This window comes from Ectobacillus ponti (assembly GCF_024294785.1).
GTDB classification, from domain to species: Bacteria; Bacillota; Bacilli; order Bacillales; family Bacillaceae_G; genus Ectobacillus; species Ectobacillus ponti.
Window position 1 is genome coordinate 1 of record NZ_JANCLT010000024.1, and the last position, 21,731, is coordinate 21,731.

At 50.5% G+C, this 21,731-nt stretch carries 18 protein-coding genes; 5 read left to right on the forward strand and 13 right to left on the reverse strand.

Annotation, left to right across the window (positions count from 1 at the left end; genetic code table 11):
• Positions 1-229 precede the first annotated feature (229 nt).
• Both NK662_RS22610 and NK662_RS22615 read right to left on the reverse strand, forming a co-directional pair.
• Positions 230-469: a hypothetical protein gene (locus tag NK662_RS22610; protein ID WP_254761243.1), complete on the reverse strand. Its 240-nt coding sequence runs from the start codon at positions 467-469 to the stop codon at positions 230-232.
• A 17-nt stretch (positions 470-486) separates the two neighbouring features.
• A complete protein-coding gene (locus tag NK662_RS22615; protein WP_254761244.1) occupies positions 487-1,575 on the reverse strand; it encodes a GerAB/ArcD/ProY family transporter in 1,089 nt (362 codons plus the stop codon).
• Positions 1,576-1,791: 216 nt separating this feature from the next.
• On the opposite strand from NK662_RS22615, the gene NK662_RS22620 reads away from it, so the two are divergent.
• Entirely contained in the window at positions 1,792-2,310 is a 519-nt protein-coding gene (locus NK662_RS22620) for a GNAT family N-acetyltransferase (protein WP_254761245.1), read from the forward strand.
• Positions 2,311-2,351: 41 nt separating this feature from the next.
• Here the strand turns inward: NK662_RS22620 and NK662_RS22625 are convergent, their stop codons facing one another.
• Both NK662_RS22625 and alaP read right to left on the reverse strand, forming a co-directional pair.
• Positions 2,352-2,738: an HIT family protein gene (locus tag NK662_RS22625; RefSeq protein WP_254761246.1), complete on the reverse strand. Its 387-nt coding sequence runs from the start codon at positions 2,736-2,738 to the stop codon at positions 2,352-2,354.
• 85 nt (positions 2,739-2,823) lie between these two features.
• Entirely contained in the window at positions 2,824-4,224 is a 1,401-nt protein-coding gene (alaP, locus tag NK662_RS22630) for an alanine permease AlaP (RefSeq protein ID WP_254761247.1), read from the reverse strand.
• 329 nt (positions 4,225-4,553) lie between these two features.
• Here alaP and NK662_RS22635 point away from each other — a divergent pair, with 329 nt between their 5' ends.
• From NK662_RS22635 to alr, 3 genes are all read left to right on the forward strand, one after another.
• Entirely contained in the window at positions 4,554-5,786 is a 1,233-nt protein-coding gene (locus NK662_RS22635) for a PucR family transcriptional regulator (protein ID WP_254761248.1), read from the forward strand.
• A 119-nt stretch (positions 5,787-5,905) separates the two neighbouring features.
• Positions 5,906-7,039 carry an alanine dehydrogenase gene (ald, locus tag NK662_RS22640; RefSeq protein ID WP_254761249.1) on the forward strand — a complete coding sequence of 378 codons (1,134 nt, stop codon included), beginning with the start codon at positions 5,906-5,908 and terminating at the stop codon, positions 7,037-7,039.
• Between the two features lie 59 nt (positions 7,040-7,098).
• Positions 7,099-8,208 (forward strand): alanine racemase, encoded by a 1,110-nt coding sequence (alr, locus tag NK662_RS22645; RefSeq protein ID WP_254761250.1) that lies wholly within the window; start codon positions 7,099-7,101, stop codon positions 8,206-8,208.
• A gap of 42 nt (positions 8,209-8,250) precedes the next feature.
• Here the strand turns inward: alr and NK662_RS22650 are convergent, their stop codons facing one another.
• On the reverse strand, positions 8,251-9,390 hold the full coding sequence (locus NK662_RS22650) for a polymer-forming cytoskeletal protein (RefSeq protein ID WP_254761251.1): 1,140 nt from the start codon (positions 9,388-9,390) through the stop codon (positions 8,251-8,253).
• 97 nt (positions 9,391-9,487) lie between these two features.
• Positions 9,488-10,651: an ABC transporter permease gene (locus NK662_RS22655; protein ID WP_254761252.1), complete on the reverse strand. Its 1,164-nt coding sequence runs from the start codon at positions 10,649-10,651 to the stop codon at positions 9,488-9,490.
• 138 nt (positions 10,652-10,789) lie between these two features.
• Here NK662_RS22655 and NK662_RS22660 point away from each other — a divergent pair, with 138 nt between their 5' ends.
• On the forward strand, positions 10,790-10,963 hold the full coding sequence (locus NK662_RS22660; RefSeq protein ID WP_254761253.1) for an asparagine synthase: 174 nt from the start codon (positions 10,790-10,792) through the stop codon (positions 10,961-10,963).
• 108 nt (positions 10,964-11,071) lie between these two features.
• Here NK662_RS22660 and gnd read toward each other — a convergent pair whose 3' ends face one another.
• The 7 genes from gnd to NK662_RS22695 form a co-directional block, all read right to left on the reverse strand.
• Entirely contained in the window at positions 11,072-12,484 is a 1,413-nt protein-coding gene (gnd, locus tag NK662_RS22665; RefSeq protein WP_254761254.1) for an NADP-dependent phosphogluconate dehydrogenase, read from the reverse strand.
• Between the two features lie 174 nt (positions 12,485-12,658).
• The gene (locus NK662_RS22670; protein ID WP_254761255.1) at positions 12,659-15,073 is read right to left on the reverse strand and encodes a WG repeat-containing protein; all 2,415 of its coding nucleotides are present in this window, start codon (positions 15,071-15,073) and stop codon (positions 12,659-12,661) included.
• Between the two features lie 114 nt (positions 15,074-15,187).
• On the reverse strand, positions 15,188-17,371 hold the full coding sequence (locus NK662_RS22675; protein ID WP_254761256.1) for an alpha-galactosidase: 2,184 nt from the start codon (positions 17,369-17,371) through the stop codon (positions 15,188-15,190).
• Between the two features lie 33 nt (positions 17,372-17,404).
• Positions 17,405-18,223, reverse strand: coding sequence for a carbohydrate ABC transporter permease (locus NK662_RS22680; RefSeq protein ID WP_254761257.1), 819 nt, complete (start codon positions 18,221-18,223; stop codon positions 17,405-17,407).
• Positions 18,223-19,059, reverse strand: coding sequence for a carbohydrate ABC transporter permease (locus tag NK662_RS22685; RefSeq protein ID WP_254761267.1), 837 nt, complete (start codon positions 19,057-19,059; stop codon positions 18,223-18,225). Before NK662_RS22685 ends, NK662_RS22680 begins: the two co-directional genes overlap by 1 nt.
• A 163-nt stretch (positions 19,060-19,222) precedes the next feature.
• Positions 19,223-20,458 (reverse strand): ABC transporter substrate-binding protein, encoded by a 1,236-nt coding sequence (locus NK662_RS22690; protein ID WP_254761258.1) that lies wholly within the window; start codon positions 20,456-20,458, stop codon positions 19,223-19,225.
• Between the two features lie 86 nt (positions 20,459-20,544).
• A complete protein-coding gene (locus NK662_RS22695) occupies positions 20,545-21,561 on the reverse strand; it encodes a LacI family DNA-binding transcriptional regulator (RefSeq protein WP_254761259.1) in 1,017 nt (338 codons plus the stop codon).
• Between the last annotated feature and the right edge of the window lie 170 nt (positions 21,562-21,731).

Sequence of the window (21,731 nt, forward strand, 5' to 3'; positions counted from 1 at the left end):
CTCTCCATAAAAGTGTTTGTCTAGCTTCAAAAAATAAATGTTGACGTTTTGTGTTTTGTTCAGTTTTCAAAGAGCTTTTGTTGCTGACAAGAAAACATTATATCTTATCAACAATCATTTGTAAATAGCTTTTTTAATATTGTCAGCAGTTTTAATTACTTCCCGCTGACAGGAACTTAATATACCATGTCTCTTTACATGATGCAACCCTTTAGAACCTTTTTATCTACTATTTTTTCACACCAAGAATCAATTCCAACCCTTCACCAATTGGCTGCAACATCATTTCAAACGGCGTAATCATATTCAAGTATGGAAATCCCCCCATCCCGGCAACACCCACATATGCTCCATATAAAAGCAATGACACGAATACAACCAACTCCCGCTTTCGTTCCTTCCCATATAAATTACGCCATCCCAAGTACCCCAGCAATATGATGAAAAGGATGAATATTATGTACTTCAAGCTCCCCCTCCTGTCCATTAAGCCTTTATGCTTCTTTTTTTAATAGAAGCAACAAGCAAAAGCAAAATTGGAATGACAATGTTGAACATATAGACGAACACAGGGAATGTGTACTTCCCGTACAAGCTCAGTTGCGCTGAGTTTTCCCAAGAAGCAGATGCATATACTGTCACGAGCAGCGCCACAGCCAGAAGAACCGGCCCTCTGTGTCTAATCCCAAGAACTTCGCATAAGCAATATACAGCTCCGAATACAAATACGGTAAGCTTCATCATTACAGAACTCGTCCAAACAGCAATGAAAAAAGGATCCATCCTCTCAAGCACTCCTTCAATGCCGATTTTTCGAAACACATTAAAGGTTGGATAGTTGAGCAAGGTCAACTGGTACGGTTCATACACCAGCAAAGACTCCAATAGCACCCCGAGCAGCGCCGCACCAGTAATTAAAACACCCAAGCAGGCTGTTTTGCGGACACTCCCCCCTGAAACGAGACTTGGCGCCAAAAGCCAAATAACAGTGACCTCCGAAAGCCAACCGAGAGGCGCGTAAGCTCCCATTATAATGTTTGGAAAAGGCATTTCCAAAAGAGGCAGCAAATACCCGGCATGCGCCTCCTTAAATAGCAGGACAGCGCTCAGGCACAGCGTGAACAAAGAAAATATAAGAACCAGATTGTTCGCCTTTGCAATTGCCTCCAAGCCAAGATAAATGGCATAGACTACTCCAATCATCAGCAGAATTTGAAAGGCGACAGCCGGCGTTTCCGGCATTACAGTAGCTGTCATGAAATCCGAGAACTGGCACAATACATAGAAGGCTACCGTGAAATAATAAAAAGACAAAAGCAGTCCGATTCCCATAGCAGCAGTCTTGCCAAGCAGCCGCTCTATAATCCGGAAAATTGTTTGCCCCGGGTAACGCTCACAGACAGCACAAGCAACTCTGGCTACAACAAGCGCCAGTGCTGCCGCTGCAAGAATAGACAGCCAGGAGGATTGGAGAGAATAAGGCACCACAGCTTTTGGAACAGTCAGAACCGCTGTCGGAAGAATGGTGCTGACAATCAGCCCCACCACCTGCCACTCCGTTAGTTTTGCTTCCACCACAGCCGCCCCCTCTTCTGTTTCTTCTATTATGCAACATTCTTTTCAGAGTCATTCCTCCTTCAACAGCCATCCAATCGGACATGAATTACGCTGCCCCTCTCACAATTCATACGGTGCCGCCGAGAGCCTCGAAAAAACCCATAAAATATCCACAAAATCCCTGTTTCTTATGCTAAAATGGACAGAATACACAGCGACAGGGAGGGCACATATATGCAGGTATTTTTAGTAAAACCTACAACAGAACTGCAAGCAGAATATTTGGCTTTTTATCAAGAATGGAAGAACAGCGGGGAGCCCTTTGTCCCTTGGGTAATCGGCAAGGATCCTTCCGACTTTGCCGCGATGCTGCAATCCATGCGGGACTCTGCCGAAGGAAAAGGGCTCCCTGACGGCTGGGTGCCGGATTCTACCTATTGGCTCATGACTGCAGATCGGACAGTGGTGGGCGCTGTGAATATCCGGCACCGTTTGACTGAAGGCTTGTTGCATGCCGGCGGACATATCGGCTACGGCATCCGCCCTTCCGAACGGCGTAAAGGCTATGCTGCCAGGCTGCTGGAATTGGCTCTCGGCAAAACGAAAGAGCTGGGCATTGATCGGGCACTCGTTGTCTGCGATGCGGATAATACAGCATCCGAGCGCACCATCTTGAAAAATGGCGGAGTGCGGGCAGAAGATTATATAGAAGAAGACGGCAATGTAATCAGACGGTTTTGGATTCAGCTCTAACACGCAAGAAGGCCTCCAAGTCCAACACTGGAGGCCTTCCATCATATTTTCCGTTGGTTCTCTTTGCTCTTCAGCCAGTTCCGTATTCCTTTGCCGGCCAATGGCTCATCCTGAAAACGCGGGATGATATGCAGATGCGCATGCATAATATGCTGGCCGCCGGCAGTGCCGCAATTCCAGCCGATCGTATAGCCACCAGGCTTGTACTGCTCCTCCAGCAGAGCCTTCACCTCCTGCAGCATTTCATAGGTAGCCGTCCATTCTTCCGGAGTTACATCAAACACCGTCTCACGGTGGGCAATCGGCACAATGAGACCGGAGCCAATCAGCACCTCCTGCGGAATTTGCAAGAACCTGCAAAGCTGATTCTGCAGCACCACCTGCTGCCCCTCCTGCAGTGCCAGGTTACAAAGCGGACATCCCTCCATAACAAGCCTCACTTCCCTCCTGCATGGTCGTATAGTATCAATAGAAAAAGACTGGCGGAAGCCGTCTTCTGCCAGTCTTGTTTTCTCAGCCGATTTGCTTTTGCTTAGAAAAATCTTGCTGTCCGCGCTTATGAAAGCCTTTTGCATAATATACTGCAATCAGGATTACGAACCAAAGCGGTCCGATATACAAGGCAATTCTTGTATCCGGATTATAGGCCATCAGCCCGATAACCGCAGCCAGAAATGCCAGTGCAACGTAGGAAGCGTATGGGAAGAACGGCATTTTGTACTTCAGTGCACGCTGCTCCTGCAGCGACAGACTCTTGCGGTATCTAATCTGGGACAGCAGGATAACCGCCCATGTCCAGATGGCGCCAAATGTCGCAATGCTCGTCACCCAAGTAAATACCTTCGCCGGAACCACATAGTTCAGCACCACTCCAATCAACAGCGCGCCGGCAGATGCCAGAACCGCCATTCCAGGTACGCCTGTTTTCGTCACTTTGCCATAGGCCTTTGGCGCTTCATCATGCTGAGCCAGGTTGAACAGCATCCGTGCTGTACTGAAAATTCCACTATTACAGGAGGAAAGGGCTGCGGTTAACACAACAAAATTGATGATGCCGCCCGCACCTGCAATTCCGAATTTTTCAAATGTCAGCACAAATGGACTTCCTTCTGTGCCAATCTTGTCCCATGGATAGATCGCCATAACAACAAAGAGTGCGCCAACATAGAAAATCAGGATACGCCAGAATACAGAGTCAATTGCTTTCGCCAATGTTTTCTCCGGGTTCTTCACTTCACCCGCAGTAACCCCAATCATCTCAATGCCAAGGTACGCAAACATCACCATTTGCAAGGACAACAGCACACCCTTCATGCCATTCGGGAAAAAGCCGCCATGCTCCCACAGGTTTCGAATGCCCGTGGCTACACCGCCATTGCCTAAGCCAAACAGAATCATGCCGACGCTGATGACAATCATAGCGATGATGGTAACAATTTTAATCAAAGCAAACCAAAATTCCAATTCCCCGTAAGCTTTTACTGCCATGAAGTTGACCAGCGTCATGATGACCAATGCCGCCAGCGCCCAAATCCATCCAGGCGTATCCGGGTACCAGTGCTTCATGTACACGCCAACCGCAGTAATCTCCGCCATGCAAGTCACAACCCACAGGAACCAGTAGTTCCAGCCTGTCAGATAACCGGCAAGCGGGCCAAGATAATCGCGCGCGTACTTACTGAAGGAGCCGGCTACCGGCTTTTGAATTGCCATTTCGCCAAGCGCCCGCATGATGAAGAACATAATAAGACCACTGAAGCCATAGGCGAGCAAAATGCCCGGTCCTGCCAGCTTGATAGCGGATGCCGAACCAAGAAACAATCCGACACCGATGGCGGCGCCAAGAGACATGAGCGTAATATGCCTCTCCTCCAGCCCGCGATGCAGCTGCTGTCCATCTTGTTTTCTCTGCATATAAAAATCCCCCTTTGCTGAGCATATGCTGTCCAAAACCATAAAACTCTTTTTCTACAAAATGAATAATACTTATTTTGTATACCATTTTTCCCCTGGCAGAAAAAGAGCTGATACCCCAACCTGCAGTTTCCCCTTCTGCATCAGTCATTGTTAACGCTTACAAAATATAAGTCGTCAACAGAGGGTTTTGAACATTATATGAACATATTGTAACACTTTTTCGAAAAGTCTTTTTTGTCTCAATACGAGAAATATATGGTATCATTTTGTTAGATTTGACAAAAGAAAACGGATTCATCATTATCGTTCACAGGGATGTGATAAGCATGACTTACTTACACAACGATCCGCTGAAAGCAGCTTTTGATACGTTGGAGGAATTTGCGGATGTCATCAGCGACAAGCTGCAATGCCCGATTACCATTGAAGATGCCAATCACCGCCTGCTCGCCTACAGCACCCACGATGAGCGGACAGACCCGGCCCGTATTTCTACTATTATCGGCCGCCGTGTGCCGGAGAAGGTAATTAACAGCCTGTGGCGCGAAGGTGTCATTCCTGCCTTGCTGAACGGACCGGAACCAGTCAGGGTCAAGACACTGGACGAGATCGGGCTCGGTGACCGTGTGGCGGTTTCCATTTGGAATAAGGGTGAGGTGCTCGGATTTATTTGGACGCTTGAGATTGATAGGGTGCTGACCGAACAGGATCTGCTCTTTCTAAAGCGGGCCGCAGATGCTGTAAAAAGCAAGCTGCTGCAGCTGCAGGCGCGCAAAAGCAAGAAGGAAGCCCGGTCACAGGAGTTCTTTTGGAAGCTGCTCACCGGCCATACTGCCGAGCATGAGGAAATTGTGGAGAATTTTCAGCTGCTGCAAATCAGCCCTGCCGCTTCCTTTGCGGTCACCGTTCTGGAGTTCGAAGAGGATATTACAGGCGAAGAAGAACGCCAAATTACGTATTTATTGCAAACCGGACAGCATCTAAAAACCCTGCTGCATACCATTGACCATCGGCAGCTGATTCTCCTTGTCTCCCTGCACCAGGTGGAACAGCCGCTGGCAGAGCTGCAGCGCTTTGTCGAATCCTTTGTAGGAAAGATGGAAAAGCGCTTTGGTGTTTCCGCCATCCGGCCGGCCTGCAGCGGCATCCATGAACGCTATGAGAAGGTGAAGCAGGCCTATCAGGAAGCCTTGACTGTTCTCTCCATAAAAGAAAAGTTCCCGCAGGAGACAGCCAAATTGTATTGCTATGCCAGCATGGGCATGTATCAGCTCATTGATATTGTACTGCAAGCACGAAAAGGGACTGCTTATGAGAACAGGGCCCTGCAGGAGCTGCACGCCTATGATGCCAAGCATCATAGCAATCTCGCAGAAACGCTGGAGGTGTTCCTGAACAAGGACAGCAGCGTCAATGATGCGGCAAAAGCCTTGAATGTGCATGTGAACACCCTTAAATACCGGCTGCAGCGGATCACAGAAATTGGCGGAATCAATTTGCGGGATCCGAACGAGAAGCTTCTACTATATCTTGACCTGAAGCTGGAGAAGTTTTTGTGACACTTTTGTGAAAATCCCCAAAAGCCCGCTTGTTTTTTCTCTATTCCCTACAAGGAAAAAACGGATGGGCCGGCTTATACTGTAGCTACAACATCAGTTGTAAGGGGAGGAAGAAACACATGATTATCGGTGTACCTAAAGAGATTAAGAACAATGAAAATCGCGTGGCACTTACGCCAGCAGGTGTAATGTCCTTTGTAAAAGCTGGTCATACAGTACTAATCGAGCAAGATGCCGGTCTTGGCAGCGGCTTCAGCAATGAAGACTACGCGGCAGCCGGTGCGGCCATTCTTGGAAGCGCTTCAGCGGTTTGGACAGAAGCTGAAATGATCATGAAGGTAAAAGAGCCATTGGCAAGCGAGTATGAATACTTTCGTCCAGGCCTAATTCTGTTCACTTACCTGCATCTGGCAGCTGAGCCTGCATTGGCGCAAGCGCTGAAGGACAAGGGCGTAACAGCAATTGCTTACGAAACAGTAGAAGTCAACCGCACCTTGCCATTGCTGACGCCAATGAGTGAAGTGGCAGGCCGCATGTCCGTACAAATCGGCGCGCAGTTCCTGCAAAAATCCAACGGCGGCCAAGGTATCCTGCTTGCAGGTGTTCCAGGCGTAAAACGCGGCAAGGTAACAATCATCGGCGGCGGCATCGTTGGTACAAACGCTGCGAAAATGGCAGTCGGCATCGGTGCAGACGTAACAATCATTGACCTGAGCGCAGACCGTCTTCGCCAGCTTGATGACATCTTCGGCACACAGGTGAAGACACTGATGTCCAACCCGCTGAACATTGCGGAAGCTGTTGCGGAAGCTGACCTGCTGATCAGTGCTGTACTGATTCCAGGCGCGAAGGCTCCAAAGCTGGTAACAGAAGATATGGTGAAAACAATGAAGCCTGGCTCCGTCATCGTTGACGTGGCAATCGACCAAGGCGGCGTGGTAGAAACTTGCGACCATGTTACAACACATGATAACCCAACATTTGTGAAACACGGCGTTGTGCACTACTCCGTAGCGAACATGCCTGGCGCGGTGCCAAGAACATCTACAATGGCGTTGACAAACGTGACTGTGCCATACGCGCTGCAAATCGCAAACAAAGGCGTAGGCAAAGCATTGTCTGAAAACCCGGCGCTGAAGCTTGGCTTGAACGTGGCGGGCGGCGAAATCACATACGAAGCAGTTGCTCGTGACCTTGGCTACGAATACGTACCATTTGAAACAGCTCTTGCAAAGGAACTGGCTGCTCTATAATTTCCATACACTCCCCCTCATCTGCAGAGGGGGAGTTTTACATATAGGGGGATGACATAATGAAGGGGTATCGCGATACATGGGCTGAGGTGTCACTGGCTGCCATCGAGGGGAATGCAACTCAGTTTCGAGGCCATATACAGCCGGACACCAAATTGATGGCTGTGATTAAAGCAGACGGGTATGGGCACGGAGCTGTGGAAACTGCCAAAGCCGCGCTTCGGGGCGGGGCGGACTATTTGGCCGTAGCCATTGTCGATGAAGGCTTGGCATTGCGGGAAGCCGGGATTGCAGCACCGATTTTGGTGCTCGGCTATACACCGGTTAGGTCCGTTGCCACGGCGCTTGCCGGCGGGCTGACACTCACTGTTTTTGACGAGGCAGTGCTGGATGAAATCATCAGACTGGGCGAAGCAGCCCGCATTCACCTGAAGGTGGATACAGGCATGTCCCGAATCGGGGTCGCGTCAACAGAGGAAGCCTTACATTTGGCAGAGCGGGCAGCCGCGGCAACCTTTGTGCAACTAGAGGGAATTTTCACTCACTTTGCCCATGCAGACGGGGAAGATCCGGCTTACACCTATGAGCAATTCCACAAATTTTTGGCTGTGGCCGAAGCACTGGAGAGGCAGGGAATTCAGATTCCGCTCAAGCATTGCTGCAACAGCGCCGCCACAATGCGCTTTCCCGAGATGCATCTGGACATGGTGCGGGTCGGCATCGCCTTGTACGGTCTCTATCCGGATGCTTCCTTGCGGGAGACTGTGCCGTTGACGCCAGCAATGAGCTTAAAAACAAAGGTGGCCGCCGTCAAAACAGTGCCGGCCGGCCGGCCTGTCAGCTACGGCTGCACGAGCGTATTGAATCAGGAACGCCGGATCGCCACGCTTCCAATCGGCTATGCGGACGGTCTGTCCCGGCTGCTGTCCAACCGGGGAGAAATGCTGCTGCATGGCGGATTGGTGCCGATTGCCGGCCGCGTCTGTATGGATCAGACGATGATCGATGTGACCGCTTCTGCTTGTGAGGCCGGGGACACGGTTACCGTGTTTGGACAAGACAGATCCGCGGTTCAGTCCGTGGATCAGCTCGCTGCTTGGATGGGGACCATTAACTATGAGGTTGTGTGCTTAATCGGCAAACGGGTCCCCCGGGTGTACAATACTTAATATACAGAAGGAGCGGCTCCATATAAGAGCCACTCCTTTTTTTCACATTGGAACCTGCTCAGAAACAGCAGGTGTACCCTTTTTCCACAAGGAGGAAACAACCGCCCCCAGGAATAGAAGGGCAGCAGCCAGACTGAACAACCAGCCGACAAACGGAATTTGTACGACAAGCAGCAGAATCACCAATCCAATGAGCTCCTTCAGCATCGGATGCAGCTTTGCCCTTATGATTCGATGGCCGAGCCAGATGCCGATGAACACTTTATTCACACACAGCAGCACAATATAGGCTGTTACAGCCAGGAGTGACAGCGGAATACCAATGACAGTAAACATTAGAAGAATTGACGCAATGGGCAAACCAATCAGTACAGCTGCCCCAATCCCAGCCTGCTGGAAAGGTGCTTCATTCAAAGCACGGCGAACAGCGGCTGCCGGCTTTTTGAACAGAAAGCGGAACACCAGCCAAAGCAGCAGCGTGCTGGCAACAGAAAACCAGACGCCCAGTCCGGAGAAGCTGTTTTTCGTATTTGTCTGCACCGGTTCTTTTGTTACATCATACTGCACGTTCCCGTTGACTGTACCATCAGCAATTTTTCCCTCCTGCGGTGATTGATAATGCAGGCTGCCTCCCACCTTTGCGCCGGAAGCAATCGTGAGCTGCTCCACACCGTACCAATCCATATCACCACCGATATTACCATTCACTTGCACACTTTGCACGGCTCCCTGTACATGCTTCCCTACATCCCCATTCAGGTTCAAGTCTTGGGCAAATGTCAGCACCTCGCCCAATATCTTGCTTCCTTCTGCCAAGGAAACCGATTGTGCGAAGGACAGTACGTTTTTCTCCACGCTGCCGTTCACCTCAACAGCCTGGGCAGCCGCCCGTACATTGCCCTTTACCGTTCCATTCACCTGCACCTCACTGGCAGCTGCCATGAGGTCTCCTTCGATGGTGCCGTTCACGATAATGTTGGCACCGGCCGCATACACATCACCCTGCACTGTTCCATCCACTGTTACAGTGTCACCGGTCAAAAATACGGTGCGCTCCACAACCTCGCCTTTCGCAACTGTACTCATCTCATTCCATTGTCCGGCTGCCGCCCCGGCAATCGGCCGAACTAATACCACAACTGCCGCAAACAGGATAATCCAAGCGATCCGCCACTTGCGCATAATTGCTCTCTCCCTTCAGCTCTCTATACTCAGTATAGGACAAGGAATACGGAAATAGAGCCATGCTTTGTCAACAAAACTTGAAAATTTTGTAAAATCAGGAGTGATACTTCTGCACCTGCCGCGCCAGCAGCAGCAGCCCGGCCACAGCCCAAAGCAGCCATCCCTCCATCACCGCTGCCAAGCCAATGGTGAAAATGGTATGCTGCAGCAACAGCAGAATAGTAAACAACACAACAAAGGCATGTTTGCGCGCTTCCTCCGTCAGCGGATACAAATCCACAGCAATTTGATTGTAAAAATGCTTCCGCAGCTGCTGCAGCTGCAAGCCGGAAGCATATAAGCACAAGAGCAGCACAATCCCTTTTCCATACAAACCGGGAACGTATATCATAAGCAGCAGTCCGACTGCTGTTAGACGTACATACAGACCGAGATAGTCATTTGCCCTGAGAAATGCGAGACCGTACAGATAGAGAAAGGACTGCCTCTTCCGTTCCAGCAGCGGTTTTATGACAAAGGAAAGGAAACGCCTTGGTTTCACTGTGCGCATCACCTGCGGCACATCGGTAAACAAATTTACAAATCGATAGAAGCTCATATCCATATGCTTCTCCTGCCCGATGAAATACTCCCATGGGACCAGCGCTGGCTTCCGCTGCCGTATGTATACCAGCAGACACCCGGTGATTACCAGCAGCACAGCGGCATATCCGTATGCCTCCCGCAACAAGAAGTATACAAACGCAGCATTCAGGCAAAATCGGACTATGGTACTCCAGCCCTTCTCCTGATAGTAGCTGACCGCCCAAGAAAGCTGCACATTTCCAAGCTGCAGAAGCAACAGAAGCAGGAGCTGTACTAACAAGGGCGCGTCAGGGGAGAGATAGAGACAGAGGGGGGCCAATATGGCGGCAGCGGCAGTACAGCGCAGACATTGCAGCAAGCTGCCCAAGAAAAGGGCACGCTGAAGATACGGCTTCATCCGGCTCTCCAAAGGCAGCAAAAACACGAGATCCGGCTCCTGTAAGAGTGTCCGGACGCGAATGCGTGTCAGCACGGCTGCAAGAACTATGATGATAATCGCTGCCATTATCCATTGCGGCGGGTTTGCTCGTATCAGCTGCGCGTAATAGTAGCCAATGATGCCGAAGCAGCAAAGAAATGCATACAGCAAGCCAGAACCAATACGAGCCAAATAACGGAATGTTTTCTGCAAGTACTGCTGCAGTCTTGCTTCCCAAAGCTGAACAGACTCCATACCCTTCCCCCTTTTCACTCTCTATACATTCGCCATCGGAGAAACCGCCCCCTTCCAAACATGTTTTGTCTATGAAAAGCCTATACTAACACTGTGCTGCAAAGGCACACATCACTGCGATGCGAGGAGGAGATTGCTTTGAACGTACGTGAAGGCTTGATTCCCACTGCATTAGGTACTGCCGTAACAGCTGCAGGCTATGTGCTGAAGCAAAAACGCGGATCCAACAAAATGATTGCGAATACCGTGTTCGGCTTCGGTCTGGCCCATGTTGTGCTGGGGGCAATTGACTTAATTGAGCATCGCCAGTAATGCAAAAAGAAGATGTCCCGGCACTGGGGCATCTTCTTTTCTGTTTATTGTCCAGCTGCAGGGACTGGCTCACTGCCAGGGAGCTGACCAAGCCGGTTACGCTTTTCTTTATTCCATCCAGTTCGTGTGGAATACGCCTTCCTTGTCCACGCGCTGGTAGGTGTGCGCACCGAAGTAGTCGCGCTGTGCCTGCAGCAGGTTGGCCGGCAGCGTTTCTGTGCGGTAGCTGTCATAGTAAGAGATGGCGCTGGCGAAAGCCGGCACCGCGATGCCGCGCTCGATTGCCAAGCCCAGCACCTTACGCAAAGCGCCTTGGTAGCTTTCTACGATTTCCTTGAAGTAAGGGTCCAGCAGCAGGTTTGCCAGCTCTGGATTCTGATCGTATGCTTCCTTGATTTTTTGCAGGAACTGCGCACGGATGATGCAGCCGCCGCGGAAGATCATAGCGATATCACCATAGCGAAGGTTCCAGTCATATTCTTCAGAAGCTTCGCGCATTTGGGCAAAGCCTTGTGCGTAGGAGCAGATTTTGCTCATGTACAGCGCCTTGCGCACCGCTTCAATCAGCTCTTCCTTGTTTCCTGCAAATGCTTCTGCCGCAGGACCGCTCAGCAGCTTGCTCGCTTGTACGCGCTCTTCCTTCATGGCAGAAAGGAAACGGGCAAATACGGATTCCGTGATCAGCGGCAGCGGTACGCCAAGGTCAAGGGAGTTCTGGCTTGTCCACTTGCCAGTGCCCTTTTGGCCGGCAGTATCCAGGATGAGGTCCACAAGCGGCTTGCCTGTTTCTTCGTCAACCTTTGTGAAGATATCAGCTGTGATTTCAATCAGGTAGCTGTCCAGCTCGCCCTTGTTCCACTCAGCAAACACCTGGTGCAATTCATCAGCCTGCAGACCAAGCACATTCTTCAAGATGAAGTAGGCTTCGCAAATCAGCTGCATATCGCCATACTCAATGCCATTATGAACCATTTTCACATAGTGGCCGGCTCCATTTGGCCCGATATATGTACAGCACGGGTCTCCTTCTACCTTTGCGGAGATTGCTGTGAAGATTGGCTCAACCAGCTCATAAGCTTCCCGCTTGCCGCCCGGCATAATGGCAGGCCCCTTCAACGCGCCCTCTTCCCCGCCGGAAACACCTGTGCCGATGAAGTGGAAGCCCGCTGATCCTAGCTCCTTATTGCGGCGGATTGTATCCTGGAAGAACGTATTGCCGCCATCAATCAGAATATCGCCTTCTTCTAAATAAGGCGTCAGAGATGCAATCGTTGCATCCGTTGCAGCGCCTGCTTTTACCATCAATAGAATTTTACGCGGCTTTTCCAGTGCACTTACAAACTCTTCAATTGTTTGTGCACCGACAAAGTTCTTGCCCTCTGCTTCATTTTTCAAAAACTCTTCTGTTTTTTCATAGGAACGATTATATACAGCTACAGAATAGCCGCGGCTTTCAATGTTCAGCGCCAAGTTTTTGCCCATAACAGCCAAGCCGACCACACCAATTTGTTGTTGAGACATCCTATGTCCTCCTTCTTTCAATATTGAACCATTATACTATAAGCCCTTGTGAATTGCACAAAAAATCAGAAATTCAGAATTAAATATCGGATTTCCGTTCTCTCTTCTGCTATTCTTTGTGTAAAATCTTCCACTTATACAAGGCATCCTTTTCTCCATCTTAAAAAAGCACGCCTAGTGAAAGGCGCGCCAGAAGGAACCCTCTGTATTCAGAAGAGGCTGGATGCTTGTATACGGAATTATAAAGGTTGGAAAACCTGCCGCATACGGGGCAATTTCATATGGCGTAAAATATACATATAACGCTTCGTTGTCGAGGTAGAAGGGCTGATTGGCCGCGATGCCCTTATAGGAGTCCGGAAATACATATTCATACTGCGGATCCGTCTGAATTTTCTTGGCGATACTATCACTCAGCACCTTTACATACCCGCTGCCGGGCCGGAATAAATCCTGCAGCTGATAGATTTCCCCCGTCACGAGATTGACAGGAGCGTATATTATGGTCGGCATCCCATGCGCCGCCCCGAAATAGTACGTATACCCTGCCAGCTTCAGCACAGCCAAATCCTTCTGAAAAAAGGAAACAGAAAAGCTCCCGCTGTAGGTATAGTCAAGCTGCATCTTCGGAATCGGCTTCACCTGCGACAGCTGCCGCAGCTTCTCATTCACCTTTTGCTGTGCCGCCTCATCGCGCATGCCTTCTATAATAGGATAATACACAAGATAGTCCGGATTCGGCTTATATTTCTGCTCCCTGACCACATAGCGGTCCCCCAAGCCCGTTGTCATGGATTGAAGCCAAAGAAGCTGGCCATTCCGCTGGTAATACGCGAGCTTCTGGTCGATGTCCGCCCGGATTAAATCCCCTTCTACTTGCAGCGTGCCGCGCCCCTCAATAACCGGGTAGCCCGCCGCCGCTTTTCCGCTTGTATCAAGGAAAAAGCTGTTTTGTCCATCAAAGGCCGAAGCGAGGCCATTCTCGTAAGGCTCCACATCACGATACACAAAATCTGTTAACAATGTGCCGGTTATATCCGCAATGGCATACTGCTTGCCGAGGTATGGCTGCTGCTCCTTCAGCGCTTTGCCGACAGCGGCCCGCTGCTGCCCCAGCAGCCGGATACTCGCATACTGCGGCTGGATGACAAACCGGCCATTCCGGTCAATCAGCCCATACGTATCGGGAGATGTGTTCACCACAGCATAGCCTTCCGAAAAAGGCCCTGCCATCGCATACTGTGGCGGGATGGCGACTTTGCCCGATTCATCCATGTAGCCGTACGGCCCGCCGTCCTTCTCGGCAAATGGCAATAACCCATCTCCCAAACGGCCTCCTACAAAGCCATATTTGTAGGACTGCAGCACCCTCCCATTTTGATCAATCAGGGCAAAGCTGTTGTCCTGAAGCTGCACAACCGCTTTCCCCTTATAAAAGTCATCAGCGCGCTTATACTGCAGCGGAATTGCCTCTCTCCCCTGCCGGTCGAGATATCCGTATACAGAATTCCCCTGTGAGTCAATTTCTGCCGCAACCGCCCTGCCGTCCTGATAGCTGCCGATATAGCTGTAGGCCTTGTTCGTCAAGGTGCGGCCGCGCTCATCAATCACCTGAAAACCGACACCCTCCACCACGGAAGCGCGCCCATCCCGAAATACAGGGACGCTGTCGTATCGCGGCGGAACAGCGTACTTGCCCGACATTGTAATCAGGCCATACTTTCCGGCGGTCTGGACAGCTGCCATCCCATTTTGCTGAAACGGCAAAGCGTAATCATATTCCGGCATGATGCCAAAGCGGCCTTTTTCATCGATATACCCCCACTTCAATCCCTTTTCCGTTGCCAGTGAAGCAGGGTATACATAGCGCGCCCGCCCCATGAGGAGGGTTGAGCGAAGCCGCATCAGCTCTGTCTGCAGATCGACTGCACCGGGAAGCGTCAGGGCATCGTCCAAAGACCGAAGCGCCCCCTCTACATCGCCGGCTTTCTCCTGAGCCTCCGCCAGGTGATACAAGTGAAGGGCATCATCCCGCCGATTTGCTTGATAGAAAGCAACCACCCGCGGAAAATAGGCGGGATATGTGTCGGCAGCCGGTTGAAGATGCCCGGCTTCCCAACGGTAGACCTCCACCTCATACGCTTCTGCAGTCCTCCGTGACCATAACGCCAGCTCTGCTCTTCCATCATAAGGAGGCAGATCTTCCACCTCAAGCTTGCTGAACCATGTATCAGGCGGGGCGATATCCTGAAAGCCTGCGGACGTCCAACGATAGATGGACAACATTGACCAGGCAGCTTCGGCCTGCCAGCCCACAACAAGCTCCGTCTGCCCCTCCCTCGTCACCGGCACGGCCTGCAAAAAGGAGAGATCATAGCCTTTCCCCTCAATCTCAGCGACTTTTCGAAACTGACCCTCATACAAGGCGAGAATCAATACATACGCCTTACGGTTATACTGGTATCCACAAATGATTTCCTGCACGCCATCTCCATTCAAATCCCTCTCCCATACCGCCGGGTACCCATTAAAGCTAAGGAGCACTGCCCCTGGCGGCAGAAAAGCCTGCAGCATTGTCCACTCCCCCATCCTGATGCTCTCACCTTACCATATGGGCGGTTTTACCGCGTATGCGCACTTTTTTCAGCTGTACAAAAAGAAGGTGAACCGGAAGCCTGCCTGCAGGCCTCCAGTTCACCCCTATCATTCTGCTTTCAGCTTCCACACCACACTCTGGAAATCGCCATGCACGCTTGCCGGGATTGCCAGGCCGCTGTACATGAGTTCATCACCGCCATGTGCCGCACCGTCCAGCACATACGTTGCTTCCGGATGCAAGCCCTTCAGCGGCAGGACAGACAGCGGGCCGTTCGCTTCCGCCAATACACGGTAGTAGAATACAAGCGCTTCCGTCTTGTCTGCTGAAACAAACATCCAGGCTGTCTCATTGCCGTCAAATGGGCTGCGCAGACGATAGAAGTCGCCGAACTGAATCAATCGGCGGTTTTCCTTATAAAAGGCCACCTGCTGCACCACTTCGTCCTTCTCCTGCTCAGTCAGCTTCGTCAAATCCAGCTCGTAGCCGAAGATGCCGCTCATTGCCACGTCACCGCGCATTTTCATGGACGTGATGCGGTGCACCTGATGGTTCGGCACAGCGGATACGTGTGAGCCCATGGAGCTGATCGGATAGACAAGGCTTGTTCCGTACTGGATTTTCAAACGGGATACCGCATCTGTATTATCACTTGTCCAGGTCTGCGGCATATAGTACAGAATGCCTGGGTCAAAGCGGCCGCCGCCGCCGGAGCAGCTTTCAAACAGCACATGCGGGAAGGCTGTTGTGATCTCCTCCATCACCCGGTACAAGCCGAGCATATAACGATGCGCCGTTTCCCGCTGGCGGTCCGCCGGCAGCAGGGCTGAGCCGATTTCCGTCATATGGCGGTTCATATCCCATTTTACATAGGTAATGGGCGCGCTTGCCAGAATGTCAGACACACGCTGAATCATTTCGTCACAGACATCCTTGCGGGAGTAATCCAGCACGAGCTGATTGCGGCTCGCGGAATTTGGACGCCCCGGCACATGCAAGCACCAGTCCGGATGCGCCCGGTACAAGTCACTGTCCACCGAAATCATCTCCGGCTCAAACCACAGACCGAATTGCATATCCAGCTTCCGGACCCGCTCTGCAAGGTCTCCCAGTCCCTCCGGCAATTTATTGTAGTCAACAAACCAATCACCAAGTGAACTGTTATCGTCGTTGCGTTTGCCAAACCAACCATCATCGAGCACAAACAGCTCAATGCCAAGCTGGCTGCCGACTGCCGCAATCTCCTCAATTTTTTCAGCGTTAAAATCAAAATATGTGGCTTCCCAGTTATTGATCAGGATTGGCCGCTCCGCATCACGGAAGGACCCGCGGCACAGTCGCTCACGATACAAATTGTGGAAGGTCCGGGACATATCCGCGAAGCCGCTGGCTGCATACACCATGACAACTTCCGGCGTCTGGAAGCTCTCGCCCGCCTCCAGCTTCCAGCTGAAATCGAACGGGTTGATCCCGATGGACACGCGGGTATTATGGAATTGGTCCACTTCCGCCTGCGCGACAAAATTGCCGCTGTACACGAGATTGAAGGCGTAAATTTCACCATGGTCTTCTGTTGCATCCTTACGTGCCAGGGCCAGGAATGGATTTTGCTGATGGCTGCTGGCGCCGCGGCGGCTCTCCACCAGCTGCATGCCCACCCGAAGCGGGCTCCGTTCCACATGGCGCTCCCTTCCCCATGCACCTGATAAATGCACCAGGTCAAAATCATCACTGCGGAAGTCCACATTGGCGCTCAGTGCACGCTGTAAACGCAACGTTTCTTCGCCTTGATTTTGGTAGGATACGGTGCGTGTAATGGCATTCCGGTCTTCATATACCGTGTAGGATAATGTAACAAGCAAGCCTGTCAGGGCATCCAGCAGATCAATTTCCAATGTCTCCGCTTCCCTTTCCTGCTCCACATAGGTGGCAGGCAACCCCGGAAGCGGCCGTTTTCCTTGATAGATACGGTGCGCCTGATAGCGCAGGTCTGTTACGGTTGTGCCGTTTTCCAGCTGCACCTGATACGCCGGCGCCCGGAAGTCGGTCGCGCCGTATCCCGGATACTCCTGCGGCAGCGTATCCAGGGAGAATGTGCGGTCAGAAGCAACAGGGTTTCCGGAAAAAGCGCGGTCTAAGTACTGCATGGTATTCGTGCCGGAGAAATGGCGGATGCGTCTTCCCCAATACAAGTGCGAAAGATATCCGTCCCGGATGATTTGCATGACATAGCTTGTGCCGCCAGCCTGCAAATGAAAGGTTTTCGTTGCTGCGTCAAATTGGATTCCCATCGTATACCCACCTTATCTGTAAGCTTATCAATTTTATTTCACAGCCCCGTTTGTCACTCCGCTGATAATCCACTTTTGCGCCAGGATATAGACAATCACCATAGGCGACAGCGCCATCAGATAAGAGGCAAATGCTAGATTGTAGTCTGTGCCGAATTCGGATTGAAATACATACTGCACAAGCGGCAGCGTCATTTGCGCCTGATCATTCAGCAGAATGAGCGGCAGCATGAAGTCATTCCAAGCCCAAAGGCATGTCAGGATGGCAACTGTTGCATTCATTGGCGCCAGCAGCGGGAAAATAACCCTCCAGAATACGCCCCACGTACTGCAGCCATCCACAATCGCAGCCTCCTCCAGCTCTCTTGGAATCGAGCGGATGTAGCCGACATACAGGAAAATGTTGAAGGCAATGCCATATACCACGTACAAGAAAATCAAACCGCTCGGGTTATCCAATCCGAATGCCGCTGTTTGCTTGACGATCGGCAGCATGATGATTGGAAACGGGATGAACAATGCGCTGACAAAATAGTAGTACAAACCCTTGAAAAACTTCTTGTGCATATTGCGGGCGATGGCATAAGCCACCATGGAATTCGTCAGCAAGGTCAGCACGACTGTAATGACAGTAATATAAAAGCTGTTTTTAAAGGCCTGGAAGAAATTCGTCGCTTCAATGGCCTTTGTAAAGTTTTCAAAGTGAATGGTCGTCGGAAAAGCAAGGACGGAGCTTGCCGCCTCAGCCGGAGACTTCACCGCAATGGAGACGGCGATATACAAAGGGAACAGAATCAAGAGCGCGCCAAGCGCGATCAGGGTTGTAATAGGCCAGTTTGTGCGTTTGCTCATCACATGTCCACCTCACGTTTCTGCAAGAATCGAATCTGTACAACTGAAATTACAACAATGACAATGAAATATACAACCGAGTTGGCAGATTGATAAGCAAATTCGCCGCCGGAGAACCCTCCTTTGTAAATCAGCAGCGAGATGGATTCTGTCGCCCGGCCCGGTCCGCCGTTTGTTAAAGCGACAACCTGGTCGAACACCATCAGGAAATTCTTCATTGCCAGTACCATATTAATTGTGAAGAACGGCGCAATCATCGGGAAAGTAATATGCCAGAACTCCTGCCACTTGTTCGCCCCATCCAGGCTCGAAGCCTCGTAGAGCTCAGCAGGCACTGTCTGTAAACCGGAAAGATACAGAATCGTATTCAGGGCACATGCCTGCCATACCGCTACAATAACAATTCCAATCCACGCAGTCGTCTCACTGCCCAGGATGTTCATGGACAACAACTCACTGCCCAGCTTCTTGCCCAGTTCAGGCACAACATTGGCAAACAGATAGTTAAAGATAAAGCCGACAATGAGTACGCTCAGTACATTGGGAAGGAAGTAAATGCCGCGGAAGAAGTTGCGGTACTTAATCTTGGCATTCAGCCCCATCGCAATCAGCAGACTCAGCACATTTACCAGAATTGTAGTTACCACAGCAAACTTAAAGGTGAATACATAAGAATGGAGGATATTTTCATCCTTGAATAAGTTCAGGTAATTTTTCAGCCCGACAAACTCATAATTGAGGCTCAGTCCGTCCCAGTTGGTGAAGGAATAATAAATCCCCTGTACCGCAGGGTATGTATGAAAGATAGCGAACAGCAGCACAGCAGGAATTGTCATGACATAAAATGCGATGCTGCCAGCCTTCCGTTTCTTCTTCGCAGCCGGGACTGCGGCCGTACCCTTATTGACAGCCAGCTTGCTTACAGTACTCATGCAGTATGCCTCCTTTGTATATAGGGAGAGGGGCAATCAAGCACCGCCCGACTCCCCCTCCATTACATTACTTGCGGTTTTGTACTTTATCCCACTCCGTATCGAGCTTCTTCAGTACTGCACCCACATCTTTCTTCTGTGTGTACTCCTGCAGCACCTTATCCAGACTGACTGCGCTTGGAACGTAGTGATCAGGGAAGTCTGCCAAGGCGCCCTTCGCGAAGCTTTCCTTCAGCCCCTCAAGCGTCGGATCCTGTTGTTCAACACCTGTTAAAGCGGAGAAGGAGTTTTGCTCTTTCGTATATGTCTTTGCTGTTTCTTCGCTCAGCAGGAAGTCAATAAATTTCTGTGCTTCCTTCGGATGCTTGGATGTACTGGATTGTGCCATCAGGATGTCCACACCGGAAACAACCTTGGATTTGCCGGCTTCGTTTGTTACTGGATATGGGAATACACCTAAATCAATATTTGGATTTGCCTTCTTGATTTCCGGAATAGCCCAGATGCCTTGCAGGTACATAGCGGACTCGCCTTTTGCGAACGCTGTGTTGCCATCATTGTAGGCTTTTCCGCCCATATCTTTATGTCCGTACTCCAACAGCTGTGTGAACTTGTCCATTGCTGCCTTATAGCCTTCTGCAAAGGTTGTCTTGCCTTCTGCACGCTTCTTGAAGAAATCATCCCCCTGCGTGTTGGCAGCCAGTACGTTAAAGGCTGGCAGTGTTGTCCATGCATCCTTGAATGTGAAGTAGAATGGAGTCTTTCCTGCATCCTTCACCTTCTTGGCAGCCGCAATAAATTCATCCCAAGTTTTCGGCACCTCAATGCCAAGCTCTTTGAAGATTGCTTTGTTATAGATAACAGCGTCTGCGTTTGCCGCGTATGGGAAGCCGTATACCTTTTCAGAGCCTGTTACATCCTTCATCATTTGCACATAAGCCGGCTGAATTTTAGATAGTCTTTCATCCTTTGTTATATCTGTGAACACACCCGCCTTTACCAGGTCAGAGAAGACGATGTCTGCACCCATGCCTACCACATCCGGAATATCACGTTTCGCAACACGTGTTTTCAGTACTGTTGTTGCATCAGGCGGATTTGTTACCACAACATCAATATCCGGGTTTTTCTCTTCAAACTTCTGGGCCAGCGCTTCGAAGGTTGCTTTTGCCTCAGACTTGTACTCGAAGAATTCAATTTTCACCTTACCGTTAGCAGATGCTTTCTCTTCAGACTTGCCGCAGCCGCTTAATGCCCCTACTGCCAAAGCTCCCGTGATTACGAAAGGTACTACTTTTTTCATACATAAACCCCCTGTTTGTATTGAAATATATGTAAAAAAGTATTGCCAGTTTCATAGAGCCGCTGCATGAGAGGGACTTTGCCCCCCTAACAGCTTTCCCGTACAATCAGCTTGGTCGGAAGCACTACCTTGATTGGAAGCTCCCGCCCCTTCAGCCTGTCCAGCAGAAGCTTCACTGCCGCTGCCCCCATTTCCTCCGTATGCACCTGCACCGTGGAGAGGGGCGGGTTCAGAAAGGCTGCTGCTTCAATATCATCGAAGCTGATGATGGCTGCATCCTGAGGCACCTGAAGCCCGGCTTCGTGCAAAGCCCGCATTGCCCCAATTGCCATTGGATCGCTGGCGATGAGAAACGCGGAAGGAAGATTCCCCTGCTCAATTGCTTCCTTCATAAGCTGATAGCCTCCAGCCGGCCCCCACTCACCGATGAACACGCTTTCAGAGTGGTGTAAGCCATGTTCTCTCATAAATGCCGCATAGGCTTTTTCCCGTACGTCTGTACGGCCGTATTCCTCGCCGCTGAGCTTTCTGACCAAGCTTTCGCCGCCAATATAGCCAATGTGCCGATGCCCTGCCTGCAGCAGATGCTCCAGTGCCTTGCGGGTTGCTTTTTCATAATCAGAGATTACAGAATCAAAGCGCTCCTCATCCGGGCTGCTGTCAGCAAATACAATATTCAGTTGCGGGCTGCGGAATAACTCCCCATCCTCCAAATCGATTCCGCCTACAACGATAATGCCGTCAAGATCACGCAGTTCTGCATAATTCGCTTCCGCATGCACCCGGACAACAGAGGCAATTTTCATGCCCGCCTGCTCACTTTTCCTTTCAATTCCTTGCCGGATGGAAAGGAAGTATGGATCCAGCGTTTCCTCCTGCTGTGTCGGTGCAATCACAAGACCAATTTGAAAGCCAACCTGCTGTTCTACAGATTTTACAGCCGTTTTCCGCCTTGCCGGCTTATAATTCAGCTGCTGCGCCACTTCCCACACCCGCTGCCGGGTATCCTCCGCCACTGAGAGCGTTTGGTCCTGATTCAAAATGCGGGAGACTGCAGCAGTGGAGACACCTGCCTCTTTTGCAATATCCTTAATTGTTGCCATGTGATCACCAAACCTTATCTTTAGTTTTCTCACTGTCATAGTGAAAGGTTCAGATAAAGTTAGTAAATTTAACTAAAACCTTAATGTTAATTTACCACTCAATGTGAACACTTTCAACTGATTTTTTCAGATTTTTATATATCTTCTTAAATTCATCATTTAAAATCCTT

Excerpts from the sequence above, each read along its gene's own strand:
- NK662_RS22685 (WP_254761267.1), bottom strand. The coding sequence starts at position 19,059 with ATGACAATTCCTGCTGTGCTGCTGTTCGCTATCTTTCATACATACCCT.
- NK662_RS22680 (WP_254761257.1), bottom strand. The coding sequence starts at position 18,223 with ATGAGCAAACGCACAAACTGGCCTATTACAACCCTGATCGCGCTTGGC.
- NK662_RS22695 (WP_254761259.1), bottom strand. The coding sequence starts at position 21,561 with ATGGCAACAATTAAGGATATTGCAAAAGAGGCAGGTGTCTCCACTGCT.
- NK662_RS22635 (WP_254761248.1), top strand. The coding sequence starts at position 4,554 with ATGACTTACTTACACAACGATCCGCTGAAAGCAGCTTTTGATACGTTG.
- gnd (WP_254761254.1), bottom strand. The coding sequence starts at position 12,484 with ATGTCTCAACAACAAATTGGTGTGGTCGGCTTGGCTGTTATGGGCAAA.
- NK662_RS22670 (WP_254761255.1), bottom strand. The coding sequence starts at position 15,073 with ATGGGGGAGTGGACAATGCTGCAGGCTTTTCTGCCGCCAGGGGCAGTG.
- ald (WP_254761249.1), top strand. The coding sequence starts at position 5,906 with ATGATTATCGGTGTACCTAAAGAGATTAAGAACAATGAAAATCGCGTG.
- alaP (WP_254761247.1), bottom strand. The coding sequence starts at position 4,224 with ATGCAGAGAAAACAAGATGGACAGCAGCTGCATCGCGGGCTGGAGGAG.
- NK662_RS22620 (WP_254761245.1), top strand. The coding sequence starts at position 1,792 with ATGCAGGTATTTTTAGTAAAACCTACAACAGAACTGCAAGCAGAATAT.
- alr (WP_254761250.1), top strand. The coding sequence starts at position 7,099 with ATGAAGGGGTATCGCGATACATGGGCTGAGGTGTCACTGGCTGCCATC.
- NK662_RS22655 (WP_254761252.1), bottom strand. The coding sequence starts at position 10,651 with ATGGAGTCTGTTCAGCTTTGGGAAGCAAGACTGCAGCAGTACTTGCAG.
- NK662_RS22650 (WP_254761251.1), bottom strand. The coding sequence starts at position 9,390 with ATGCGCAAGTGGCGGATCGCTTGGATTATCCTGTTTGCGGCAGTTGTG.
- NK662_RS22690 (WP_254761258.1), bottom strand. The coding sequence starts at position 20,458 with ATGAAAAAAGTAGTACCTTTCGTAATCACGGGAGCTTTGGCAGTAGGG.
- NK662_RS22675 (WP_254761256.1), bottom strand. The coding sequence starts at position 17,371 with ATGGGAATCCAATTTGACGCAGCAACGAAAACCTTTCATTTGCAGGCT.
- NK662_RS22625 (WP_254761246.1), bottom strand. The coding sequence starts at position 2,738 with ATGGAGGGATGTCCGCTTTGTAACCTGGCACTGCAGGAGGGGCAGCAG.